Origin of the sequence: Rhizobium sp. PL01 (assembly GCF_033447125.1) — a bacterium.
GTDB lineage: Bacteria > Pseudomonadota > Alphaproteobacteria > Rhizobiales > Rhizobiaceae > Pararhizobium.
Map to the genome: position 1 here is coordinate 106,264 of NZ_JAWQUM010000007.1, position 20,383 is coordinate 126,646.

The 20,383-nt window shown below is 56.8% G+C and carries 21 protein-coding genes; 6 read left to right on the forward strand and 15 right to left on the reverse strand.

What is annotated here, in order from left to right; translation table 11 throughout:
• Nucleotides 1-9 precede the first annotated feature (9 nt).
• From R6X40_RS17570 to R6X40_RS17590, 5 genes are read right to left on the reverse strand one after another with little or no spacing between them, the layout of a single operon-like run.
• Nucleotides 10-1,098, reverse strand: a complete 1,089-nt coding sequence (locus R6X40_RS17570) for a lytic transglycosylase domain-containing protein (protein WP_318415092.1) — start codon at nt 1,096-1,098, stop codon at nt 10-12.
• Nucleotides 1,089-3,503 carry a VirB4 family type IV secretion system protein gene (locus R6X40_RS17575; RefSeq protein ID WP_318415093.1) on the reverse strand — a complete coding sequence of 805 codons (2,415 nt, stop codon included), beginning with the start codon at nt 3,501-3,503 and terminating at the stop codon, nt 1,089-1,091. Before R6X40_RS17575 ends, R6X40_RS17570 begins: the two co-directional genes overlap by 10 nt.
• A 5-nt stretch (nt 3,504-3,508) precedes the next feature.
• Entirely contained in the window at nt 3,509-3,808 is a 300-nt protein-coding gene (locus R6X40_RS17580; protein ID WP_318415094.1) for a type IV secretion system protein VirB3, read from the reverse strand.
• 3 nt (nt 3,809-3,811) lie between these two features.
• A complete protein-coding gene (locus R6X40_RS17585) occupies nt 3,812-4,150 on the reverse strand; it encodes a TrbC/VirB2 family protein (protein ID WP_318415095.1) in 339 nt (112 codons plus the stop codon).
• A gap of 18 nt (nt 4,151-4,168) precedes the next feature.
• On the reverse strand, nt 4,169-4,663 hold the full coding sequence (locus tag R6X40_RS17590; RefSeq protein WP_318415097.1) for a lytic transglycosylase domain-containing protein: 495 nt from the start codon (nt 4,661-4,663) through the stop codon (nt 4,169-4,171).
• A gap of 556 nt (nt 4,664-5,219) precedes the next feature.
• Here R6X40_RS17590 and R6X40_RS17595 point away from each other — a divergent pair.
• From R6X40_RS17595 to R6X40_RS17615, 5 genes are all read left to right on the forward strand, one after another.
• On the forward strand, nt 5,220-5,810 hold the full coding sequence (locus tag R6X40_RS17595) for a hypothetical protein (protein WP_318415300.1): 591 nt from the start codon (nt 5,220-5,222) through the stop codon (nt 5,808-5,810).
• Nucleotides 5,807-6,346, forward strand: a complete 540-nt coding sequence (locus R6X40_RS17600; protein ID WP_318415098.1) for a thermonuclease family protein — start codon at nt 5,807-5,809, stop codon at nt 6,344-6,346. The genes R6X40_RS17595 and R6X40_RS17600 overlap by 4 nt, the downstream gene beginning before the upstream one ends.
• Entirely contained in the window at nt 6,343-7,020 is a 678-nt protein-coding gene (locus tag R6X40_RS17605; protein ID WP_318415099.1) for a thermonuclease family protein, read from the forward strand. The genes R6X40_RS17600 and R6X40_RS17605 overlap by 4 nt, the downstream gene beginning before the upstream one ends.
• 23 nt (nt 7,021-7,043) lie before the next feature.
• Complete coding sequence (locus tag R6X40_RS17610) at nt 7,044-7,589, forward strand: hypothetical protein (protein WP_318415100.1); 546 nt, start codon at nt 7,044-7,046, stop codon at nt 7,587-7,589.
• A 136-nt stretch (nt 7,590-7,725) separates the two neighbouring features.
• Complete coding sequence (locus tag R6X40_RS17615) at nt 7,726-8,214, forward strand: helix-turn-helix transcriptional regulator (RefSeq protein ID WP_318415101.1); 489 nt, start codon at nt 7,726-7,728, stop codon at nt 8,212-8,214.
• Between the two features lie 35 nt (nt 8,215-8,249).
• Here R6X40_RS17615 and R6X40_RS17620 read toward each other — a convergent pair whose 3' ends face one another.
• The 8 genes from R6X40_RS17620 to R6X40_RS17655 form a co-directional block, all read right to left on the reverse strand.
• Nucleotides 8,250-8,552 carry a hypothetical protein gene (locus R6X40_RS17620; protein ID WP_318415102.1) on the reverse strand — a complete coding sequence of 101 codons (303 nt, stop codon included), beginning with the start codon at nt 8,550-8,552 and terminating at the stop codon, nt 8,250-8,252.
• A 123-nt stretch (nt 8,553-8,675) separates the two neighbouring features.
• A complete protein-coding gene (locus tag R6X40_RS17625; RefSeq protein ID WP_318415103.1) occupies nt 8,676-9,407 on the reverse strand; it encodes a LuxR family transcriptional regulator in 732 nt (243 codons plus the stop codon).
• An 80-nt stretch (nt 9,408-9,487) separates the two neighbouring features.
• Nucleotides 9,488-10,147, reverse strand: a complete 660-nt coding sequence (locus R6X40_RS17630; protein WP_318415104.1) for an acyl-homoserine-lactone synthase — start codon at nt 10,145-10,147, stop codon at nt 9,488-9,490.
• Nucleotides 10,148-10,629: 482 nt separating this feature from the next.
• Nucleotides 10,630-11,865 (reverse strand): CapA family protein, encoded by a 1,236-nt coding sequence (locus R6X40_RS17635; RefSeq protein WP_318415105.1) that lies wholly within the window; start codon nt 11,863-11,865, stop codon nt 10,630-10,632.
• Between the two features lie 101 nt (nt 11,866-11,966).
• A complete protein-coding gene (locus R6X40_RS17640; protein ID WP_318415106.1) occupies nt 11,967-13,637 on the reverse strand; it encodes an ABC transporter ATP-binding protein in 1,671 nt (556 codons plus the stop codon).
• Nucleotides 13,627-14,508, reverse strand: coding sequence for an ABC transporter permease (locus R6X40_RS17645; RefSeq protein ID WP_318415107.1), 882 nt, complete (start codon nt 14,506-14,508; stop codon nt 13,627-13,629). The genes R6X40_RS17640 and R6X40_RS17645 overlap by 11 nt, the downstream gene beginning before the upstream one ends.
• Nucleotides 14,509-14,519: 11 nt before the next feature.
• A complete protein-coding gene (locus tag R6X40_RS17650) occupies nt 14,520-15,491 on the reverse strand; it encodes an ABC transporter permease (protein WP_318415108.1) in 972 nt (323 codons plus the stop codon).
• A 10-nt stretch (nt 15,492-15,501) separates the two neighbouring features.
• Nucleotides 15,502-17,007 (reverse strand): ABC transporter substrate-binding protein, encoded by a 1,506-nt coding sequence (locus tag R6X40_RS17655; RefSeq protein WP_318415109.1) that lies wholly within the window; start codon nt 17,005-17,007, stop codon nt 15,502-15,504.
• A 386-nt stretch (nt 17,008-17,393) separates the two neighbouring features.
• On the opposite strand from R6X40_RS17655, the gene R6X40_RS17660 reads away from it, so the two are divergent.
• Nucleotides 17,394-17,639, forward strand: a complete 246-nt coding sequence (locus R6X40_RS17660) for a helix-turn-helix transcriptional regulator (protein ID WP_318415111.1) — start codon at nt 17,394-17,396, stop codon at nt 17,637-17,639.
• 176 nt (nt 17,640-17,815) lie between these two features.
• Here the strand turns inward: R6X40_RS17660 and R6X40_RS17665 are convergent, their stop codons facing one another.
• The gene (locus tag R6X40_RS17665) at nt 17,816-19,054 is read right to left on the reverse strand and encodes a hypothetical protein (RefSeq protein WP_412178411.1); all 1,239 of its coding nucleotides are present in this window, start codon (nt 19,052-19,054) and stop codon (nt 17,816-17,818) included.
• A gap of 181 nt (nt 19,055-19,235) precedes the next feature.
• Nucleotides 19,236-20,306, reverse strand: a complete 1,071-nt coding sequence (locus tag R6X40_RS17670) for a class I SAM-dependent methyltransferase (RefSeq protein ID WP_318415113.1) — start codon at nt 20,304-20,306, stop codon at nt 19,236-19,238.
• Between the last annotated feature and the right edge of the window lie 77 nt (nt 20,307-20,383).

The window sequence follows — 20,383 nt, forward strand, 5'->3', positions numbered from 1 at the left end:
GATTGGCTCCTATTGCGGTTGCAGCATCAGCTGGACGTTCGCGGCGTCTTCGCGTTGTTCGACGCAGGCCCGTTCCCTGATATCCCAAATGAGTTTCTGCCTCGGGTCGCACAGACCCGTTGTGCTACGAGGCGGGTCCCTGTCCGTGTTGGTCGATCCTGACTGCAACGCGCCGGACAGTTCGGAGGTCGTAACGGCGTTGCGCGCATTGATGAGGTCGGCCATGGCGGCGCCAAGCTTGATGACGTTGTTCATCATTTCAAGATTTGCGTTGCGCGCTGTGGAATTGTGGTCCCAGCTATCCTGAACCGTCCCGGTGTGCAGCCCCGCCAGTTGCTGGTACCAAATCGCGACGTTCGACAGGCTTTGTGAGGTGGCCGTGGTCGTGCCCATGGTGTTTAATGTTGAATTTCGCAGGCCGGTATAGGCTGTTTCGCCACCACCAAAGTTGAGCGGCATGCCAGATTTGTCGGATCCACCAAACGCTGGCAACCAGTCCTGCATGATGCTGCGGACATAGCCTTGCGTTTCCTTGAACGGAGGAATGCCGCCATATTTGTTGACGTTGCCAGCACCCGAATTGTAGGCGGCAAGCGCCAGGGCCACGTTGCCGTTGAAACGCCGGCGTTGCTGATAGTAGTAACGGGCACCGCCGCGCAGGTTGTCCTCGATATTGTTTTCGTTCACGCCGAGCTCTGCTGCCGTGCCGGGCATCAGTTGCGCCAGCCCGGTCGCACCGACGCCGGATTTGGCGCAAGGGTTGAACCGGCTCTCCTGGTACACGAGCGCTAAAAACTCGTTTTCATTGACACCCTCTTCGCGGGCGACACGCCGCACCAGGCCGGAGATTTCTGCATTTTGCTCTGCAGCGCCAACCGGATCGTTGCGGCGGGAAGGCCGGTACATCGAGCAGGTGACCGACGTGTTGATCGTGTGACGATCCTTGTCTGTCGTTTCGATCTTGCGCGTCGTCTCGTCGCGCGCGCTGTCTTCCTGCAGAACCGTGTTGTCGATGACTAGGACATCAGCCCAGACGAAACTGGGAGTTTCGACCGCCGCGGCAACCAGCAGGGGGAGGGTGAAACGTCTCATGGCCATGCCCCCCATCCACAAAACCGGGGAAGCCATGCAAGTGGGTCATCACCGAGCTCGTTGCGTAGCTGCGCGCATTCCTCGATGCTTTCCTTGCGGCCGGACAAGACTTTGACGATATCTGGCATGGCGTTCAGATCGAGCCTGGCAATGACGCTGTCATTACCGTGCTTGATCAGGAACGTCCGTTTCTCCGGAGGAGTCGTGCGAATGAAATTGAATTCCTTCACCGTCAAACCGAAGCGCCGGATGTAACTTTCCTCGTCCGCACGCGGATTGGGGAAGTGGATGTTGGTTGCGGATTGCTCGATCAATGTGTGTGACGCCGGCGCCCGCACGATATCGGCCGCCGACTGCGTGCCGAACCCGACGATGCCATTCAGCTTGCGGATCGTCTTCATCTTGTCGACGATGAAGTCGCTGAATACCGGATCCCGCAAAAGGCGCCAGCCTTCGTCCATGAAGATCATAACCGGCTGTCCGTCTAGCAACTCGTCGAGGCGATGGAAAATATACATGAGGGCAGGCGTTCTCAGCTCCTCATTATCAAGGATGCTGGTCATGTCGAAGCCAAAGACCCGGCGCCCGGAGAAGGAGAGGACATCATGCTGAGCATTGAATAGCCAGGCTTTCTCGCCGTCGATCCAAGGTCTTAACCGCGCGCTCAAGTCGTTTGGACCAGCGCGCGCGCGACCGATTAGGAGACCGGCGAGGTTTGAGAGATTTCTCTGGGCAGCCGGCTCCTGCATCAGCCGGAGCAGCGCCCTTTCAAGAGTGTCCTCCTCTTCCTGATCAAGGACTTTGCCATCGTCGCGGCCGAGCATTGCCTTGAGCAAGCGAAGGAGGAAATCGCGGTTGGACCCGTTGTTCTCAAGCTGGAGCGGATTGAGGCCGGCCGATGCGCCCGGCGTAAGAACTTCGTACGCACCGTTCATGGCTCGCACGAAGATCTCGCCACCCCGGTCCTTGTCGAAGAAAACAGCTTTGGGACCGGGTTGGACGCGGAATGCCTGGGCGAGCAGGAAGGTCATGACGACGGTCTTTCCCGAACCCGTTGGCCCGGTCACGAGAAAATGGCCGATGTCCCTTCGGTGGAAGTTGAACCAGTAGGGTGTCTGGCTGGTCGTTTCCAGAATGGTGATCGGTGTGTTCCAATGGATGCCTTCTGTCTGGCCGCTGGCAAAATTGTGCATCGACGACAGACCGGCGTAGTTGGCGCTCGACAGGAGGGCCTTGCGGGCGATGTAACTATGGTTTCCGGGAAGCTGCGCCCAGAAGCCGGCCTCAAGATTGAGGTCCTCTCGGAGCCAGTTCACGTTCATGTCGGTCAGGCAGGCGCCAAGGTCTGAAACAGATTTGTTGATGCCGTCCAGATCGCGCGAGAGGCATAACAAAGTCATGTGATGGAGGCCGAAGACTGCCTCCTGGTTCATCAGGCTGTTCAATGCAAAGTCGATATCGGCTTCGACATCGCTACCGGCCTCGTCCGAGGCCGCAATCTGCCGTTTCAGACGCGAAATGCGCTCCTGTGCGATCGGCTTGTCGGCAATGGTGAACGATTGCGTCAGGATGAACTCGTGGTTGACCTGCAGCAATCCATCCAGCATGCCCGGGCCGGTGAACGGAGGATATTCCTTGATCGACAGCATCGCGCCAAAGCGGTCGTCGTACTTTGTCGGTCCCTGGGCTTGCATCGTGCGTCTGGAAAAGTGCAGACGCGCGCTTCCGACATAGTTGCAAATGCTCATGCGGGGCAGGCGCATTCGACGGGGAATACCGCAACTGAGGATGGTGTGGAAGAACTCGCACGGCTCGGAATAGGGTTCTTGCCTGCGATGAACAATGCTGAGCGGCTGGGCGCCGTATTTCTGAAGATCCTTGCAGATGTTGCCAACAAGTTCTTCGAGTTCGCTCACCGATTCACGCAGCTGGTCGTCCGCCGCGTCCCGCGACCCCACTTTGCCGACGAGCCGGCGCACCGTGTCTCCAACAGCCAGCGCACCGCGCATACCAGACCGGACGACAGTCAGATAGAGTTCGTTAGCGAACATGCGCTTTTCGCTCAACTGCGCCATGTAGCGCCGATTGAGCAGGTCACAAAACGGATCGTCGAAATGACCGTCCAGATCGCTTTCCACCTGCCGTCTGATAACCGTCGACCAAAGAGAAAAGCGGCTTGATCCGAGCGCCCTGATCATGGTGTTTTGCACGACGGAACGCATGTTGAGTTCGGCTTGATCCTCCGTCTGAAAAAACAGACCATTGAGGCGGACAACCGAAAGCAGCGCACCACTCTCAAGTTTCACGACAGAGTCAGACACATGCCGCAGGTACGGTATATGCTTGGCCATTGGCTTTTCTCGTCCGAGTTTGTCGCCAAACCCCAGTTCTTCCCGGATAAGCTTCAGCATGAGGATCACGGTCCGTAAGAGTTGGCGCCCCAAAAGGATGTGTTGGGCGTCTTTGGTGTCATGCGCGATGCGATTTGCAACACGTCGAGGATCCGGCTGTCCCTGGTGCACAGCGTAAACAGGATCAGATAAGCGAGCGGTGCTGTCAGCAGCGCCCAGACAGTATTGGTGGCGAGCCAAGCGATGATCGTCAGGCCGATGACCATGACCACTGCCATGTACGGAACGCCCCACAGCGTCGGCGATCGGGTTAGGCCGATGATCAGTGGGGTAAGGACCGGTCTGTCGTCTTCGAACTCCGTCATCTGTCAGTTCCCCACCGTTGACATAAGCTCGTCGACAATGGCGGGCGCGCCAAAGACCAGGCCGATACCGAGAACGACTGCGCCGGCGGTGAACCAGCTCAAGCGGCCGGCAAACGCCAGAAAGCCCAGTCCAATGACTGCGATAATTGCGACCAGACGGCCAAAGGGACCTGTAATGAAGTCGACAACGGCCTGCACCACAGTCTGAAGGGGGGCGAATGCCTGGTTGGTTGCCTGCGCTATTGCCACGTCGGCGGTGACAAGCTGCGATGCGGCGAGCGCAGACATGATCGCGGCGGCCTTCACCACCGTTTTATAGTTGGGAGATAGGCTGGTATTCATTCTACGTCTCCTTTGGATTCAGAACTTCATGACGCCCTGGACGAACCGGCTGCCTCGGGCGCCGAGCACATCGCTGGCCAATTCGTCGGAAGAGGCGGCCACCCCACGCGCAAAAGACGTCCGGGGTATTTGCAAGCCCATTTGATGATTGATGACAGCGGCGACGTAGCGGACGGTCTCGGGGAACGGTGGAACGCCACCATTGTCGTAGACGGCTTGCGCACCCGCATTGTATGCGGCAGCGGCAAGGATCGGGTTCTGGAATTCGTCAAGCATCAGCTTGAGATGACGAACGCCACCGTCAATATTGGACACCGGATCGCAAATATCCCGGACACCTAGTCCGCGCGCTGTGCTGGGCAAGAGCTGCATTGCTCCGCGGGCGCCCTGGTCGCTGTTGCGGGTTTGATCGAACCTGCTTTCTGTCCATGCGATTGCCTTGGCCAGCCCGGTATCGACGCCATAAGTCTGGGCGGTCTGGACGACGAGCTGCTCAATCTCCGCTGCAGTCATCGGAGATGGCCCGCATTCGCCATCCGACTGCAGCCTTCCAGCAGGATCTGAATATCGCGTGTTCATATTTAGGTCTGATCTCGCACCCGGTACGCGCTTCTTGATGACGCGCTTCGAATCTCGAGTTTGCATACCGGTTGGACCGATTGTGTTCACGTCTGCCTCGCCCGGGATTTTGTCGATCCCACCCGATGGCTCTACCGCAAACTGGTCTCTCTGATGAAATACCGAAGCGCCGGTTTCTATTCGCTCCAATTCGTTTGCGTAAAACCGATTGTAATCAAACGAATATGCAGGATAGGGTCCAAAGGCGAGGAGGCCTACGCCGAAAGAGGCTGATAATATCTTCAACGGGATGGCCCTTCTTGGTTTGCGCCGCCAAGTTATCGACGCGATATGAAGCTCGATCTCAATCAGGTGTGCTGTTTTTTCGTTTGATTAAATTACCGTTGGTGTTCATACTTACATCGAAAAACTCGAGTCGAAAAGTGAAAATATTCATTTAGGGGTTGAAATGGTGAGAACAGAAAACGTAACGAACAGCATCGGTGCAGCTATGGTTTCAGTATGTGCCATCCTCGTCGCGCCGACATGCTGGGCGTCTGGAACGGTCGACCCGGCCTATGTGAAATCGCTGGCGGCTCCAGGGAAAACCGTTCTGGTCGTGGAGTACTATGACCCCGACGGAAAGGTCATCGATCGAAGGGGCTTTGCCTCCACGAACGGCTTTGCCGTCAAGACCCCCGTCGACATTGCTATCGATCCGGACACGGGTTTGCATCTTTACGGGCTGGAACCCTGCGGCGGCGATATGGTCAACCAGAAAGAGGGGTTCGCGGGGACCTGCGCCGACTATGCGCGCCAGGAGTTGGAGGTTATGGTCAAGGCGGCGAAGGTCATTTTTTGCCGGGCGTTCATAACCGAGCGCGATGTGCCGCTGCAGGACGCCACATGCTTCGGATATTATCATTATCCAGGGTCCTCGGATTCAGTCGAAAATCTTGAAGAACAGTTGGTCTCTCTTGGCGCGCTTCGGCTTTCGAAGAAGCCTGATGGCACGCCGATGCGACCGGACCTTTCGGAGGCGGAAAAAATAGGCAGGGCTGGCTTCGGCATGTGGGCCGATCCGCGCGTTCAAAAACAATGAAGACGCGGTTGTTTGGCGCTATAGCCCTGGCATTCGCGACGAGCCACGCCGCAATCGCTGCGCCAACGGGCTATTTCGACTTTACCACAGGGACTGTGCTCGAGACGGGTGACACTTGGGTATCAGCCGGTCGGCGATACCGGCTTTACGGCCTGCAGTCTTGCCTGCGCGGGACGGGGTACACGGACGCTATCGGAAACAGGCGCGATTGTGGAGAGGCTTCCATTGCCGTGCTCGCAGCGTTTGTGAAGGATACCAGACCGGCTTGCGCTCCGGTCGCTGGACGCAAGGATCTCACCTTCGTGGTCTGTTATGCGCTGGTCGGCGGCCAGAGACTTGATCTCGCAATGATGATGATTGGAGCAGGCTACGGTTTTGCGAGCCTCAACGAAGCGGGGATGCCGATCTCCTCCACCTATGCTGTTGCAGAGCAGAGGGCTCGAGAGACGCGACGCGGCCTCTGGCAGTTCGATGACGTTCACCATCCCGCCATATTGCTGAGCCGTGCGGCCAGAAACCAGGATAGAGGGCCATGATCCGCAGCTTTGTCCTGTCACTCACAATTCTGATCACACTCCCTCACGGATCGGTCGGAGCCGATCTGGTGGCCGGAGAGTTTCCGAGTTCCATCGAATCTTCTCCGCGCTTGATGGTGAACGGCCGGGTTGCGGTTGTCGATGGGCGAACGCTTTGGTTTCCTGCTGACCGTATACTCCTCCGACTGGCCGGCATCGACAGTTGCGAATTGGTGCAATGGTCATTTGATCCCAAGGCCGCTGCAGCGACCGCTCAATCGCTTGCGCCGGTACCATGCGGTGCGCTGGCAAAGGCGTGGCTGAAGAGGACAATTGGACACCGCGCTGTCCGTTGTAACACCGTGGCGGATGGTCGCACTTTCGAATCACGTGGCGTTTGTAAAGTCGGTGATCAAGACATCGCGCTTGAAATGCTCCGGGTCGGATGGGCGAAGGTGGACACCGCGGTTGCGCGCGACAGGCGTTATGTTGAGGCGCAACGGTCTGCGATTGCAGCGCGCTACGGAATGTGGAGCACCTATGTGCTCGACATGCAGGAGTGGCGTGACAGAGCGATCGATAAAACCTTGGGACGCATACCGCAGGCCGACATCAATCTCCTCTCCGAGCGAAACAGCGAGATATCGCCACCGTTCCTGGACGCTCGGCGCCAGCCTGCGCGTCGGGACCGATAGTCTATTGAGTAATGGAGCTTCCCATGAAGAATCGCTTTGCATTGATCACGTGGCTCGCTTTCACCGGCTTTACCTCGGCACCTGCGGACGCGAGCGAATGGGGTTGCGAGGTTCTGCTTTGCGCGGCCTCGTCTGGTCCTTCTTGGCGAGGTGTGGAAAGCTGTCACCCGCCGATGGAAAAGGTCATATCGGCGATGAAAAAGCCCGGGTTCTCCTGGCCAACTTGCCCTGAGGGCGGGGCTGGTAAACCGGGCTATGAGCAATACGGAGACTGCCCAGCGGGATGGGCGCCCACCGACGGGGATCTGGGCTCGACTTTCAGCCGCGGAAAGTCCCGCTGCATGCGGGCTGTGAACCAGTGCAAGGGTGGACGGCGCTTGTTCGGCTCGTCGAATGGGGGGCAAAGCCGTACGAAAGAAGATGGCGTGACACGCATCTTTTCTGGGGCGAATTCCTGCTCATTCACCGAGTATAAAGCCCGCCCGCTGCGTAGCGCGCCCTACTACTTCGACATAAAAGACGAGACGGACGGGCAAACCAACCGCTTTTGGTTTAACCTGGAACGTTGATCGCTATGAAAAAATAATAGGAATACGGCCTGAAACGTGCGCCGTAGGAACAATCCATGATACGCACACGAAGGGCGTAGCCTTTGGCCGTGGACATGATGTATGTTTCTTGCGCCATGTTTGAATCGAATGGAATATGAGTAAGAATTTAGAGAACCATATTGACGAACTCGGGCTGGTGAAAACCACAGACCCAGAGAATGAAAAGCCCGTCTTTCGACGCGAAGGGCTCAGCGGGACATCAAATTTTGAGGAGCTTGACGCTAAGTTGGGCGACGAGCTGCGCAAGTGTCGCCAGGCAAAAGGTCTGAGCAGGGCGGACGTCGCAACGCTTGTGGGGCTGAGCGAGCAGGTATATGGCCGCTATGAGCGGAGTTCCTCCAAAATGCAGGTGAGCAGGTTGATTCACCTGAGTGAGATTCTCGGGGTCTCGCCAATCGGAATGCTCTTCGCCGCCGCTCCACACCTATGGGGCAAGACTCAAGAGGAGTCGGAAGCCAGATTCCGCATGATTAAAATGTTAGACGAAATGCCGGCCCCGACGATGGCATCTATTGCCGCCCTGCTTCAGGCGATCTCCGTCCTCCAAGTCGGTGCTGGCAATTCAACACCGCCAGTCGAGTGATCCATTCGCTCAATGCACTGGAGATAAGTCCGGCTTTACCGAAGATGCTCAATTGAAGTCATCATCGTAGCCATCTCTTGTCCGTCTAATGAAATCTGCGCATTGGCGATGAAGTGCGCCATGTAGAGAAACTTGGTTTGCGCTTCGATCGCCGAATTTGGTCTCCAGCATATGACCGCGGAGCGCGCGATGCCTTCTTCGGCTTCCGCCTGATCGATTGCCGCGCAGACCTCTTGGTCGCCGCCGTCAACCATCTGGCGTACGCTTCTGACAGTGGAGACGGCCTTTGCGTGGGACTCAGCCAGATGCAAGAAATGAGTAAGAGAGTATTTATCCATCGCCTGTTTTCACTACGTTTTACGCTCGGGGATACCGGGATCCGGCGCCCCAAGCTTGAGCAATATTAGCGCCCCCGGGAAATGAGGCCGTTTAACGTCGGGGTGCTCGTATCTACGTTTCAATCAAACGTGGATGAGTTCACCGGCTACGGCTCGTCCGATTGCTTGGGGTGTCGTGGACACGCCAAGCTTTCGCTTCGCTGTTCGCATGTAGAGCCGAACGGCGCTTTCAGAAAGTTGGAGTTCCGCGGCGATTTGTTTTGGCAGTCGCCCGTTCGCGATCATGTTGATGCACTGGAGTTCGCGCCTTGACAATCTCTTCCCAGCTCGATCATCGCGCAACCCTGAGGTCGCAAGCGCTTTCTCATGCAGGTGGTGGGAGAGGATTTGCAGATCAACCATGCAATCCGCACACAGGTGGCGCCACTCGGTTTCACGCAAGTTGGAAGTTGCCGAAAACAACGAGCGCTCTCCTTGCGGACCGCGGACGGGAATCGTCAGGCCAAATCTGCCAACTCCGAACGAATGGGCCTGCCGGAAGAAACGGCTGGTCTCCCGGGAGGCGTGATCGAAAAGCGACCAGTCCACAGGCAAGAACCCGGTTCGGCTCAACTTCACAACCGGGTCAAGATCGAAGAAATTCTCGTGGTTATAGAAAGCCACCCACTCCTGAGAATATGTCAATAGGATCATTGGGTGCTTGGCCTTACCAGCCCCTAAGCCGACCACATGAAAGACAAGATGTGACAGGCGATAACAATCCCTGATGTGAGAAACAGCTTCCTCCAACTCGACCATGCTTGACGCCTCATCAAGGACGCTCTTCGCGTGGGTCAGTAAAGAACGCTTGGCCATTCCACGATCTCCTCCGTGCTCCGAACGCCTCCGTAGATGCTACCATAAGTGGAGTGATTACAAAAGCTCGCGATCATGCCTTATCGAGCACAATTTGCTTTCGGGTAGATGCGAACTGATTTGTTGTTGTGCAGAGACTGAAACTCGAGAGTTTCGAGGCCGAATTGTCTCACCTGATTGCGCAAGCGATCGCGGATCGTCGGAGTTACGTCCCACACGCCGTAGCAGATTTTACCAAATTGCGGCCAAGAAACGGAGAGCAAGCTGGGCGACCAACCGAGCCGCCTATAGACAGCCTGCATTGGCAGGTCATAGACGCCAATAATAGCCCCGATGTTAAACTCTAGCGCTAAGTCACACAAACCACATAAAAGTTGGACGGCGACATTCCTCGATTTCAGTATTTTGTTATCGGAACCGATGTGAACGCAAAATCGTGTGCATTCCCACACGGTGGGGCTCTCTCTGTTCACCGGTTCCTGAAACATGAACCCAAAGTCGCTCTTGAGCATCGTCGGGCCGGTAGTCGGAAGCACTCTCAATGACCCAACCACTTTTCCAGTATGGTCGAGGGATATCAGATAGATAGGATTTTCGTTTCGATCGTAAAAATCGAATTCCTTACCGTCAACAACCTCAACATTCCAGTTCAGCCTGTCACGGAAAACCGTGGCTCTCCCGCGCAGCATTTCTTCGTAGGCCGGATCGTGCCGATCACGCTTAGTCAATATTTTTAACATCGTGCCCCTCACCTTCAGCGGAGAGCGGCAAGGATGCCGATGTCTGTCACAATCGGCAATCTGACAACTTTGATAGATTGACTACGGGATTTCGGATTGACGCCCACGACGCTTAAAAACGTCCGTTTTTGCCCTCTTCTCAGTTTTTCAAGCACGAATTTATTGATCCAACGCGACCATTTCATCGTTGAACGTCAGGGCTGTGGTGTCAGGATTTCAGGTCAGTTCTTGCATATGATAACAATTTGCGTTCCTCAGCGAAGGGTTGTTGGGCCAACGGTGCAGAGTGGCCGATCGTTGCGCCGCATGGTTTCGGCGTTCACTGCCGCACTCTCAAGCTCCTTCTCAGTAGAGTGCGGCAATTGCGCTCGTAGACAACCTGGCAGTCGTCCCAAGCGTGAGAGCCGCCGCCCGGCTTCAGGCCGTCACACAGGGCATGCCATGAAGTTTTAAGCCGTCGATTTCCGCGCAGTGCAGCCCGCCTACATCTTCAGAAAGCCTGTGCTGTCGGATATCTGGATTTCCGTACCAAGTTTCGCCGATTGCTCTTGAAAACGCTGCAATATCCTCTCGGCATCGCCATCACGGGCAAGTTCCGGCGCGAGGCGTTGTTCTAACGCGTCAGACTTTGACGGTTCGGTGCCGCCAATAACGATCGGATGGAAGGACATCCCAACAAGCTTGCCATCCTCGCCGAACGAGCATAGGCCGATCACGCTCTCCCAGACCTCCCGAGCCATCCAAGGCGATTTCTCGGATTTTACGTGGAAGATGAAATTTCCAAGGCTATAGAAGATTGGCCGTTGACGGTATATTTCGACCGGCTGCAGAACGGGAGCGCCGTGGCTGACGAACATGGCCGCGCCTGCATCAATGCACTTTTTGGCAACTGCGCCTACCCAATCAGGAACCTGATACCAGTCCGAGGACCAATGGTGGTGATGCAGGTAGGCGATGACCAGGTACCCATCTTCGCCTGCAGACGTTATTGCGGCGAGGTTTCGTGCTATATCAACCTCGTCGACAGTGACGTTTCGGCGGACGCTATCAGAGCGCCGGAAAATGGCGCGGGAGAGACTGATCTCGGCTTCGAGCTCGACGTGGGGAGCGTCGTCTGGTTGGCTATCGTTGCCGAGATCCATCCTCGTGTAGCCGACCTTGTCACGGACCTTTCGCAACTCTTCAAAAGCGTTGTCGTCGACGTCGATAACCTTGGTCACCCTCAGCCGATTGACACCCGGACGCTCGGGACGACCTGAGGCGGCATCTCCAGCATACATGAAATCCGGTCCTGGTCCTCCATCCATGGCCACGAGCGCCACCTTTCTGCCGCCAAACGCGCCTTTGCCAGCACGGGCTGCTGCTGTGTGGTTGCGTCCGATACCAGCGTGCAGGAAGCCGCGCCTCTCTACTTCCTCACAGGTTGAGAGGATCCCTGAAGGTCCCAGGTCGAAAGCGTGATTGTTCGACAGCGAAAGTGCCTGAAATCCCAGAGCTTGAAGGGTGTCAAGGACAACCGGTTGGCTGCATCCGAAGAACGATCCTTTCATCGGCCATCCCCCATGGCTTCCAAGGATGGTGCTTTCGAAGTTGGTGAACGAGAGATCCGCTCGACCAAGGACGTCTCGCGCTCCTCTGAACCCTGGTGTCTCAACACCGCGAATGTCGTGTTTGATAAGAGATTGTCCGGTTACTGCGATCGTGAATGTGTTCGTCATGACAGACCTTTCCTTCGCAGCGGACAGCCGCCGCGCCAATTTGGATGAGTGCGTGGATTTCGACAGGCGGTCGGTTCGGCGACCCATGGTATTTGCCGTCGTCAGTGGGTAAATCGCCTGGGGCGAGCGTCAATCAGGCTTCGTGTGTATGGGTTCTGCGACTGTTTGAAGATGAACTCCGACGGGCCCGCGTCTTCGACCCTGCCGTCCTTGAAAATGTAGATCGAACTGCAGAGGTCCTGCACGAGGGCGAGATCGTGCGAGATGAAGAGCATGGAAATCCCCTGCTCCGTCACGTTCTCCTTCAAAAGCTGGACGATCTCTGCCTGTACCGACACGTCAAGGGCTGAGGTGGGTTCGTCGGCAACGATGATTCTCGGGCCTGCGAGAAGCGCACGCGCGATGCATATTCTCTGCTTCTGTCCGCCAGAGAGTTGGTGGGGATACCGGGGGAGGAGGCTTTGCGCCAACCCCAGCCGATCCATCATTGTCGCCACAACCGATAATTCGTCATCCTTGATGGCTCCGCCGAACCGTACACTTTCTCGCAATGTTTCGCCGACCGACATTCGCGGGTTCAACGACATCGCCGGATCCTGGAAGATCATCTGGACTCTTCCGAGCAGGCCGCTGCGCGCGCCGGACCGGGTAGGGTCGAAACAAATGCCATCGATGTCGAGCTTGCCCCCGCCTGCGGTTTCCAAACCCGCGATAATTCTTCCGATCGTGCTCTTGCCGCTGCCACTTTCGCCAACAATTCCGGTAATCGTCCCACGGTTCAATTGAACGCAAACATCTTGCAAGGCAGGTGTCTGGGAATTCTTGCGCAAGATCGCGAAGCCGCTTCCGAAGAAGCACTTCGTTATTCCTTGGGCGACGAGGATTGGCCAGCTGCCGGATTCAGCAGAACAAGGCTGCAAGCGCGGGTTTTCAACAGAGGCCTTTTCCTGTTCAGCGCCGGACACGCGAAGTCTCGGGACGGCGGCGAGAAGGCTTCGGGTATATTTCCGTTGAGGCGCGTCCAGGAGCGATGATGTGTCGCCCTGTTCCACGACCTCGCCATGTCTCATCACAACCACCCTGTCCGTGATTTCCGAGACGACGCCCATGTCATGTGTCACGAGGATGATCGATACATTGGTTTGATCCACGAGTTCGCGCAGGAGGGCGAGGATTTGCTTTTGAACGGTTGCGTCAAGCGCAGAGGTCGGCTCATCCGCGATGATGATATCGGGTGTCCCGGCAAGCGCGATAGCAATGACGGCGCGTTGGCGCTGCCCTCCGGAAAACTGGTGAGGGTAACTGTGATATCGTTCGCGAGCGCCCGAAATACCGACGCGGGTCAGCAATTGGATGGTACGGTCGCGTGCTTGCTGGCGTGAGACGCTGTCGTTCGTGGCGAGGATTGCCTCTTCGATTTGCGGACCTATCGCCATCAGCGGGTCAAGCGATGCGGTGTGATCTTGAAAGATCGCGGATATGCGGCGCCCTCGGATCGCGTCCCATTGCCGCGTGTTGCTAGCATCGAGCGGTTTGCCATCGAAGACGATAGTGCCGGCGGTCCTTTCGAAGTCGGGTGCGAGCAGGCCGAGAATGGCATTGCCGAGGGTCGACTTTCCAGCTCCGGATTCGCCGATCAGTCCAAGGACTTCACCGCGCTGCAGGTTCAGACTAACATCGCGCAGGATTGGGGTGCAGCCGGTCGTTGCGCGATGCATCAAGGTGAGATTTCTCACCGCCAGCAAGGGGGTGTTTGGGCTATCATGCTTCATGGGATCGGCTCCTTGGATCAAGGCTGCGTCGGACGCCTTCACCGACGAAATTGATGCTTGCGATGAGGCCAAACAGGGCGAGGCCGGGGAACAAGCTGATCCAATATTGACCGGTCATCAGGTACTGGAAGCCGTTTGCGACAGTTGAGCCAAGCGAAGGTTTGTCGACTGGCACGCCGAGCCCTAGAAATGACAGGGTTGCCTCGAGCGCCACGGCATGTCCCAATTCTATCGGGATCAAAGTAATGGCCGGCGCAACGCTGTTGGGAAGAAGATGCCGAAAGATAACCCTTCTCGCGGGTAGCCGCAGGAGGCGCGCTGCATCCAGATAGGGTTTGCCGATTTCGCTCAGCGCAACGCTTCGAATGACCCTGGCGTAGGTTGCCCACTGCACGATGATGATCGCCAGTATGATGCGATCGATCCCCGGTCCGAGTGTGACAATGGCGATCAGGGCCACCAGTATGGTTGGAAGGCTGAGCTGGAGGTCGACGATGCGCATAATGATGACATCGACCCACCCGCCGAAATACGCTGCACTGACCCCTGCTGTAAGTCCGATCAACGCCGCAAAGACGGTGCTGGTCATGGCGACGAAGAGGCTGATGCGCAGGCCGTAGAGAATGGTGCTCAATATATCGCGCCCCAGACCGTCGGTCCCGAGCAGATAAAAGTATCCGGCACCTCCCATGGTCGAAGGAGGCGACGACGCCTCCCATCCGTAGATCTGTAATGGATCGTACGGATTCTGGGTCGCGATGAATGGTGCGACCAACGCCAGCAGAACATAGGCTGCAAGGAGCAGCCCTGGCAGGTTAATACTGTTTCCTCTGTGGCGCTTCCAAAGCGTACGGATAGTTTTGGCGTTCATGGAATTTCCTTTCATGTGGAAAGGCGCACGCGCGGATCGAGCATGGCGTAGAACAGATCGACGAGCGCATTGAGCCCGACGAAGGTGAGGGAAACGAAGGTCAAGGTTGCCATCACGACTGGCCGGTCGAGCAGTTGGATGGAGTCGATCAACAGCTTGCCTATTCCCGGCCATGCGAAGATGGATTCCACCACGACGGCGAACGCAAGCATTCCGCCAAACTGCATCCCGACGATCGTTACGATGGGAATACTGATGTTCGGAAGTGTATGCCTGAACAGGATGCGCCTCGGTGAGAGGCCTTTTGCCCGGCAGAACCGGACGAAATCCTGGCTTTCCACCTCGATCGTTCCCGCACGTGCAAGCCGTGCGATAAGCGCGATGTTGGGAATGGCAAGCGCCAATGCCGGCAGTGTTAGCCGCCGCAGGCCCTCCGCCGTAAGAAAACTCCATCCCTGTCCGCCGAGTGATAAGGTTGGTCCGCGACCGCCTGACGGAAACCAGCCTAAAGTGATTGCGCCGGCCAGGATCAGCATCATGCTCAGCCAGAATGATGGAATGCTGAGAGCAAATACGCTCATCTTGAGAATGACGCGGTCGATGGAACCACCCTGTTTTCGGCCTGCCAGCAGCCCGAGCAAGATGCCGCACGGAGCTGCTATTAACATGGCAATCGAAGCCAGCTCCAGCGTAGCAGGAAGCTTGCTCATCACCAGACCAAAGGCTGGCAGATGGTAGATGTACGACGTTCCGAAATTTCCGGTGACGACATTGCCCAGGAAGAGGAGATACTGTCGCCAGAGCGGTTGATCCAAGCCGAGGGCGATCGTTGCGTTGCGAATATCCTCAACGGTGGCTGTTTCGATATTGACGATATTATAGACAGGGTTGCCGACGCTGTGGATGCCGGCAAACCCAATCAACGACATGACGAGGAGGAGGAGAAGCGCTTGTGAAAGCCTTCCAACGATTGTGGTCATCATCGCAGCGCCCTCACTCTTCCGAGGGAACGGCCTGCATGGCCGTCGTCCATCCGCGCGGGTGAACCGCGTAGGAACCCACCTTTTGCCCGTGCCCGACGATCAGATGAAAATGATAAAGCGGAAGCATCGGATAGTCGGCCATAGCCAGTTCCGTTGTTCGTGCGACCGCCTCGTTCCGATCGGGACCGTCTTCCATTGACATTGCCGTCTCCAGCATCGCGTCGAAGGACTGGTTCTCGTATTTTCCATAGTTGAGCGAACCGGCCCCGGATTCCGCATTCGGAGAGCCGAGAACCGCTCTGAGGCAGAAGGTCACAGCCTCGCCTGAGCAGCCGCCGTACCACACCGGGAAGGCGCCATTCGATCTCTGCGTGGCGAAGACCGAAAAAGGTGCGACGACAGGCTGGGCGCGAACACCAATTCTCGCCCAGTTCTGCGCGATCGCCTGCAACGATTCACTATCGCCGGGGTATCGGCCGGCTGGCCCGGCGAGCACGACATTGAAGCCGTCTGGAAAACCCGCCTCTGCGAGAAGGGCTTTTGCACCGTCATAGTCCGGCGGCGTTACCTTGAGATTCGCCGACGTGCCTGACAAACCGGGAGGAAAGAGCTGCGCTGCGGGCGTTCCGTACCCGAGGAGGATCTTGTCGGCGAGGAAGGCGCGGTCTGTCGCCATCGTCAAAGCCTGACGCACGCGCTTGTCCCGGAAGGGGTTATGGATAGCATTTCCCGATTTGTCGGTTACACCCGGCGGCATCTCGCGGCCGATATCAAACTGCAGGAAATTGGAACGGGCAGCGCTTGTATTTTCAACTGCCAAGCCGCGCTGCTCAAGTCCTTCGACGTCACGCGCCGGAATATAATCAGCAAGATCGACATCACCCGTGGTCAGCGCGGCAACACGCGCCGCAGGGTTTTCTATGACCTGGAAAGCAACCCCCGACCAGGCAGGTGCGCTGCCCCAATAGGCATCGTTGCGCACCAGATTGAGAACTTCACCCGATTGCCAGCTCTGAAATGTGTAAGGTCCGGTCCCGAAAGACTGTTTTCCGGAGTTGATATCCTGCGTGGTCGCAAAGTCTCCCGCTTTGTGCGCCATGATAAATATGGAGGTCAGCGAAAGCGGGAGCGTCGGGACATCGCTGATCGTCTCGATGACCACAGTCATTGGATCAGGAGCCGTTACGGATTTGATCGCCTGCGTATATGTCTGGAAACCCCCGCTTGGTGGTTTCAGAAAGTCCCGGATGCGCTTGATAGAGTAGATGACGTCCTGGGCAGTGAAGGGCGAGCCATCGTGAAATCGGACGCCATCGCGCAGCTTGAATTCCCATTGCGTCGTTGACAGCCGTTTCCAGGAGACTGCAAGACCGGGTCGGGGAGTTAACTGCGCGTCCTGGATAACGAGACGCTCGTAGATATGGGATAGCAGCGAGTTGTTCTCATTGAGATCCGCGTAGTGCGGATCGAGCGTCATCAGCTTGAGCTGGGTCCCGATGCGCAGATCCTCCGCCATGGCCGAGGTCCCGAGAAACCCCGCGGACACTGCCGTAGCGAGGCTCGCTACGAGTATGGACGTGCGGAGTCGATGCAGTGATTGCATTATGATGTTCCCTTCTTGTTTTTGTGAGCACGGCGCGGGGATAAACTCTTCACCTCGCACGATTTCGTGCCCGCGAAGAGATGGATCTATCGCTCAGACGGTGAGGTCTGCCCTACTCGGAAGTTGGGAAGAGTTTCTATGGATGATTGCAGGCAAAGTTCTGCTATTCTCAGAATCAGCCATGATCCGAGCTCCCAACAGCTTGATTGTGGTTAGGTCGAGCGGGTGTTTCCATCACCTACTCGGCCGCAGCATCAATGTTTCCTACAGAATGATAGAAGTCAATCAGAAAGTTTGCCTTGAGTAAAGATCATCTTACCGTTGAGCAGTGCCGCGGGGCACGGGCTATGTTGGGCTGGAGCCAGGCCCAGCTTGCGGAAGCAGCAAATGTGTCTCGCCAGACAATTGCTGACTTTGAACGCGGAGCGCACAAACCCATTGGCAATAATCTGGCAAGTATAATCGCAGCGTTTGTGAAGGCCGGGATTGATATCATTCCGGAAAACGGCGGCGGCGCGGGCGTTCGCTTCAGGGAATCGAAATAGCGGATAGATGACTTTCGTTTCGGGCAATGCCTCGAGCCAGTCTTAAGTGAGCGTCTCACCGCTAGCTCTTCTCGAAATCTGGCCGCCGGAGCTTCATTGCCGACTCTTACCCGGACCGACGACGGCCTACCTTAATGAACAGAGCAACGAGAGGCGTTGCACTCGTCCCTCCCTGCTCAGGCGCCGGACCAACGCCACTCATCGGACGCACGAGTGATCGCGCCGGCGGCGATATGTCCTGACAACTTCCTCCAGATCGGATCCGTCGTAAAGCTGGCAAGGTCGCCACTGGCATGTAGCAACGGCATCTCCGCGTAAGTTGCTAAAAGGGGCAACACGCTATGAGCGCGCTCGATCTCGTGAAAGGGATAGCCTCCGGATGGCCTCAGGACGCGATGACCCCATAGTCCGGGTCGATCGTCTTCCGTGAGTGCTTTCACGAGACTGAGATCGCCTGATCGTTCAATGCCTATCGACGCCAGATACCGCATGAGTGGAAAATAGACCGTTTGGCGGCATCCCCCGAGTACCCTCACGCCCGGTAGGATCGAGGTTACCAAAAACGCCGTGAACAAGCTGGGCAGGATCGTGCGCTGCCGAAGAGCCGTCGCAAGGCTACCCGGGTTGAATCCAACTTCGAAGCTTGTTGAGGACCGATCAGTTCGCAGCATACCGGCTTGCAGGCGCAACGGGACAACTCTGTTTTTTTCCATGCGCCAGAAGAAGTCGGTTGTTCGGCGGATCCAGCCTCCCCAGGCGCCAGCGTTCAGTCGGTCGATCTCACTCGATATTGATTCAGCGATGGCGCCGTCGCCTATCATATGCGCCGATATCCATGATCCCTCATCGCTAAGATGGTCGGCAATCAGGTCGGCAATGTCGAGGTCATCGAGTTGAAGCAGTTTTACCGACGCGGGGAACTTGTGGCGCCAGAGAGTTTGATTGGCCGTCCTGATCGCTTCGGCTGCCGACGGAAATGCAGCGGACGGCAATTCTTCAAGCAGGCGAACAGCAGAGGCGTTGGGTGCGGCTTCGCCTGTGGAGTTCGAAAGTGCGAAACGGTAGGAGCCATTCGAGCACGCAATGCTGCTGCCGTCCATTCGGCTTCGCGGAAGGCCGAACAGGTTGAGCGGCTCACCTTCAAGCTGCAGCCAGCCTGGCCCCTTTTTTGCCCTCTCCTTGAACGCCGATGTCGAGACAAAGTAGGTGATGTGCCATTGACGGCCATGGGCCATCAAACCGAGCAGACTGAACAAATGTGTGTAAAACGCGTCGGGTTCAAGAACCAGCAGGCAATGAGGGCCAGTCTGCAATACGGGTGATGCAAGTAGCTCAAGACTGGCGCTTCGAGCCTCCTCATCGTTATAGCCCGACCTGCGCGCCGCTCTCTCGATACAATTGCGAAGGAGATCCATCGCATGGTTTCGCGCAGCACTATCGGATTGATGATGTTCAATCTCATAGACGGCCGAAGCGTAGGAGCGCAGCGGCCGAACCCAGTAGGGGGTAAGATGCGGCATGAGGTAGGATAATGAGCGCCGTATATCGGCGACGCCACAATGTTCGCCTGGTTCAGCCGGCTGGCCCGTGCTCATCTCAAGATGCCGCAGATGGTTTCGGAGCGAGTGATGTCATCGTATTGGCCTTGCGCCACGAGAGATCAGCGGCGAGGGGGTCCGAATCCGTATCGATAAGCGTAGCTGGGAGCCTTTCGTAGCAATAGGCGGGAGGGATCGCCGGCTTCACCATCAAAGATACGAACTGCAGCATAGACGCCCGAGAATTCGAAGAGACGATCGTGTAGAAATTGCCGCTGTTCCAGGTCAGCGCGGAATAGCGGAAAAACAATCGCAGAGCGGACACTGTGGTCTTCAGATCGACTTGGCAACCCGTCATGGTGCTGAGGATCTCAGCCTTCTTTTCGGAGATCTGACCGGTCGTAAAGTACCGGCTTTTGAACAGGTCATCCTTCTGGCGCTCGCGCTCCTCATAGACGTCCTGGTCTTCATTTGCGAGTTTTTGAACCTGCACGAGGATGCCGCCGTGCCGAATGCGGGGTGCGATGAATGCCAGTTGCTGCGCTCTATCTCGATCGTACATCTGAAAGGTCGTGTCCTCGAGCAAGACGTCGAACCCACTGCGGAATTGCAGAAGATCCGGATCGGTTGCGTAGCGATTGCTGTCCAGCTCGAAAAACGGACCAAGAAAGAAATGGGCATGTTCGCTTCCCCGTTTGGCAAAAAAAGCGTGCCGATTGGCGGGCGTCGGGCTGCAGGCGAGCGTCTCGATACGTCCGTCGCCAAGAGCCGCCACCGAGCGTGCGAGGCAGCCCGTGCCGGCGCCCAAGGTATAAACCGTTGCCGGGACGCCGGTTCGGGCCCAGACTTGGAGCGAGAAAGTGAAAATGGCAGCGCCGAGACGGCACGTCTCTTCAAGCCGATAGGGTATGCTGGCGTGATAGTGGTTGTCAAAGTTCCCAAAAAGGCGGGTGTGCGTGTCACCATAGGCAGCACAGTCGAGATCGAAATCGAGTAGACTAAGATCCGGTTCAGGTCGCCCAAGGTCCGGGGCGCCTCCCTGTCCGCTCGCAGTTCTTTCGAAGAACGTGGAGAAAGTTGTTAGGCGCGGGGCGTTACGCCAGCGTTCGATTATTTGCGGGTCAACCATAATAGCATCCTCCAAAGTCGGCTGGTGGCGCAGTTTGTCTGACGATTCATCGACATGTTTTTTTCAGATTTCGCCGG

Bases quoted from the DNA above. Each gene is read 5' to 3' on its own strand.
- R6X40_RS17570 (WP_318415092.1), bottom strand. From the start codon at position 1,098: ATGGCCATGAGACGTTTCACCCTCCCCCTGCTGGTTGCCGCGGCGGTC.
- R6X40_RS17575 (WP_318415093.1), bottom strand. From the start codon at position 3,503: ATGCTGAAGCTTATCCGGGAAGAACTGGGGTTTGGCGACAAACTCGGA.
- R6X40_RS17580 (WP_318415094.1), bottom strand. From the start codon at position 3,808: ATGACGGAGTTCGAAGACGACAGACCGGTCCTTACCCCACTGATCATC.
- R6X40_RS17585 (WP_318415095.1), bottom strand. From the start codon at position 4,150: ATGAATACCAGCCTATCTCCCAACTATAAAACGGTGGTGAAGGCCGCC.
- R6X40_RS17590 (WP_318415097.1), bottom strand. From the start codon at position 4,663: ATGACTGCAGCGGAGATTGAGCAGCTCGTCGTCCAGACCGCCCAGACT.
- R6X40_RS17595 (WP_318415300.1), top strand. From the start codon at position 5,220: ATGGTTTCAGTATGTGCCATCCTCGTCGCGCCGACATGCTGGGCGTCT.
- R6X40_RS17600 (WP_318415098.1), top strand. From the start codon at position 5,807: ATGAAGACGCGGTTGTTTGGCGCTATAGCCCTGGCATTCGCGACGAGC.
- R6X40_RS17605 (WP_318415099.1), top strand. From the start codon at position 6,343: ATGATCCGCAGCTTTGTCCTGTCACTCACAATTCTGATCACACTCCCT.
- R6X40_RS17610 (WP_318415100.1), top strand. From the start codon at position 7,044: ATGAAGAATCGCTTTGCATTGATCACGTGGCTCGCTTTCACCGGCTTT.
- R6X40_RS17615 (WP_318415101.1), top strand. From the start codon at position 7,726: ATGAGTAAGAATTTAGAGAACCATATTGACGAACTCGGGCTGGTGAAA.
- R6X40_RS17620 (WP_318415102.1), bottom strand. From the start codon at position 8,552: ATGGATAAATACTCTCTTACTCATTTCTTGCATCTGGCTGAGTCCCAC.
- R6X40_RS17625 (WP_318415103.1), bottom strand. From the start codon at position 9,407: ATGGCCAAGCGTTCTTTACTGACCCACGCGAAGAGCGTCCTTGATGAG.
- R6X40_RS17630 (WP_318415104.1), bottom strand. From the start codon at position 10,147: ATGTTAAAAATATTGACTAAGCGTGATCGGCACGATCCGGCCTACGAA.
- R6X40_RS17635 (WP_318415105.1), bottom strand. From the start codon at position 11,865: ATGACGAACACATTCACGATCGCAGTAACCGGACAATCTCTTATCAAA.
- R6X40_RS17640 (WP_318415106.1), bottom strand. From the start codon at position 13,637: ATGAAGCATGATAGCCCAAACACCCCCTTGCTGGCGGTGAGAAATCTC.
- R6X40_RS17645 (WP_318415107.1), bottom strand. From the start codon at position 14,508: ATGAACGCCAAAACTATCCGTACGCTTTGGAAGCGCCACAGAGGAAAC.
- R6X40_RS17650 (WP_318415108.1), bottom strand. From the start codon at position 15,491: ATGATGACCACAATCGTTGGAAGGCTTTCACAAGCGCTTCTCCTCCTC.
- R6X40_RS17655 (WP_318415109.1), bottom strand. From the start codon at position 17,007: ATGGCGGAGGATCTGCGCATCGGGACCCAGCTCAAGCTGATGACGCTC.
- R6X40_RS17665 (WP_412178411.1), bottom strand. From the start codon at position 19,054: ATGGATCTCCTTCGCAATTGTATCGAGAGAGCGGCGCGCAGGTCGGGC.
- R6X40_RS17670 (WP_318415113.1), bottom strand. From the start codon at position 20,306: ATGGTTGACCCGCAAATAATCGAACGCTGGCGTAACGCCCCGCGCCTA.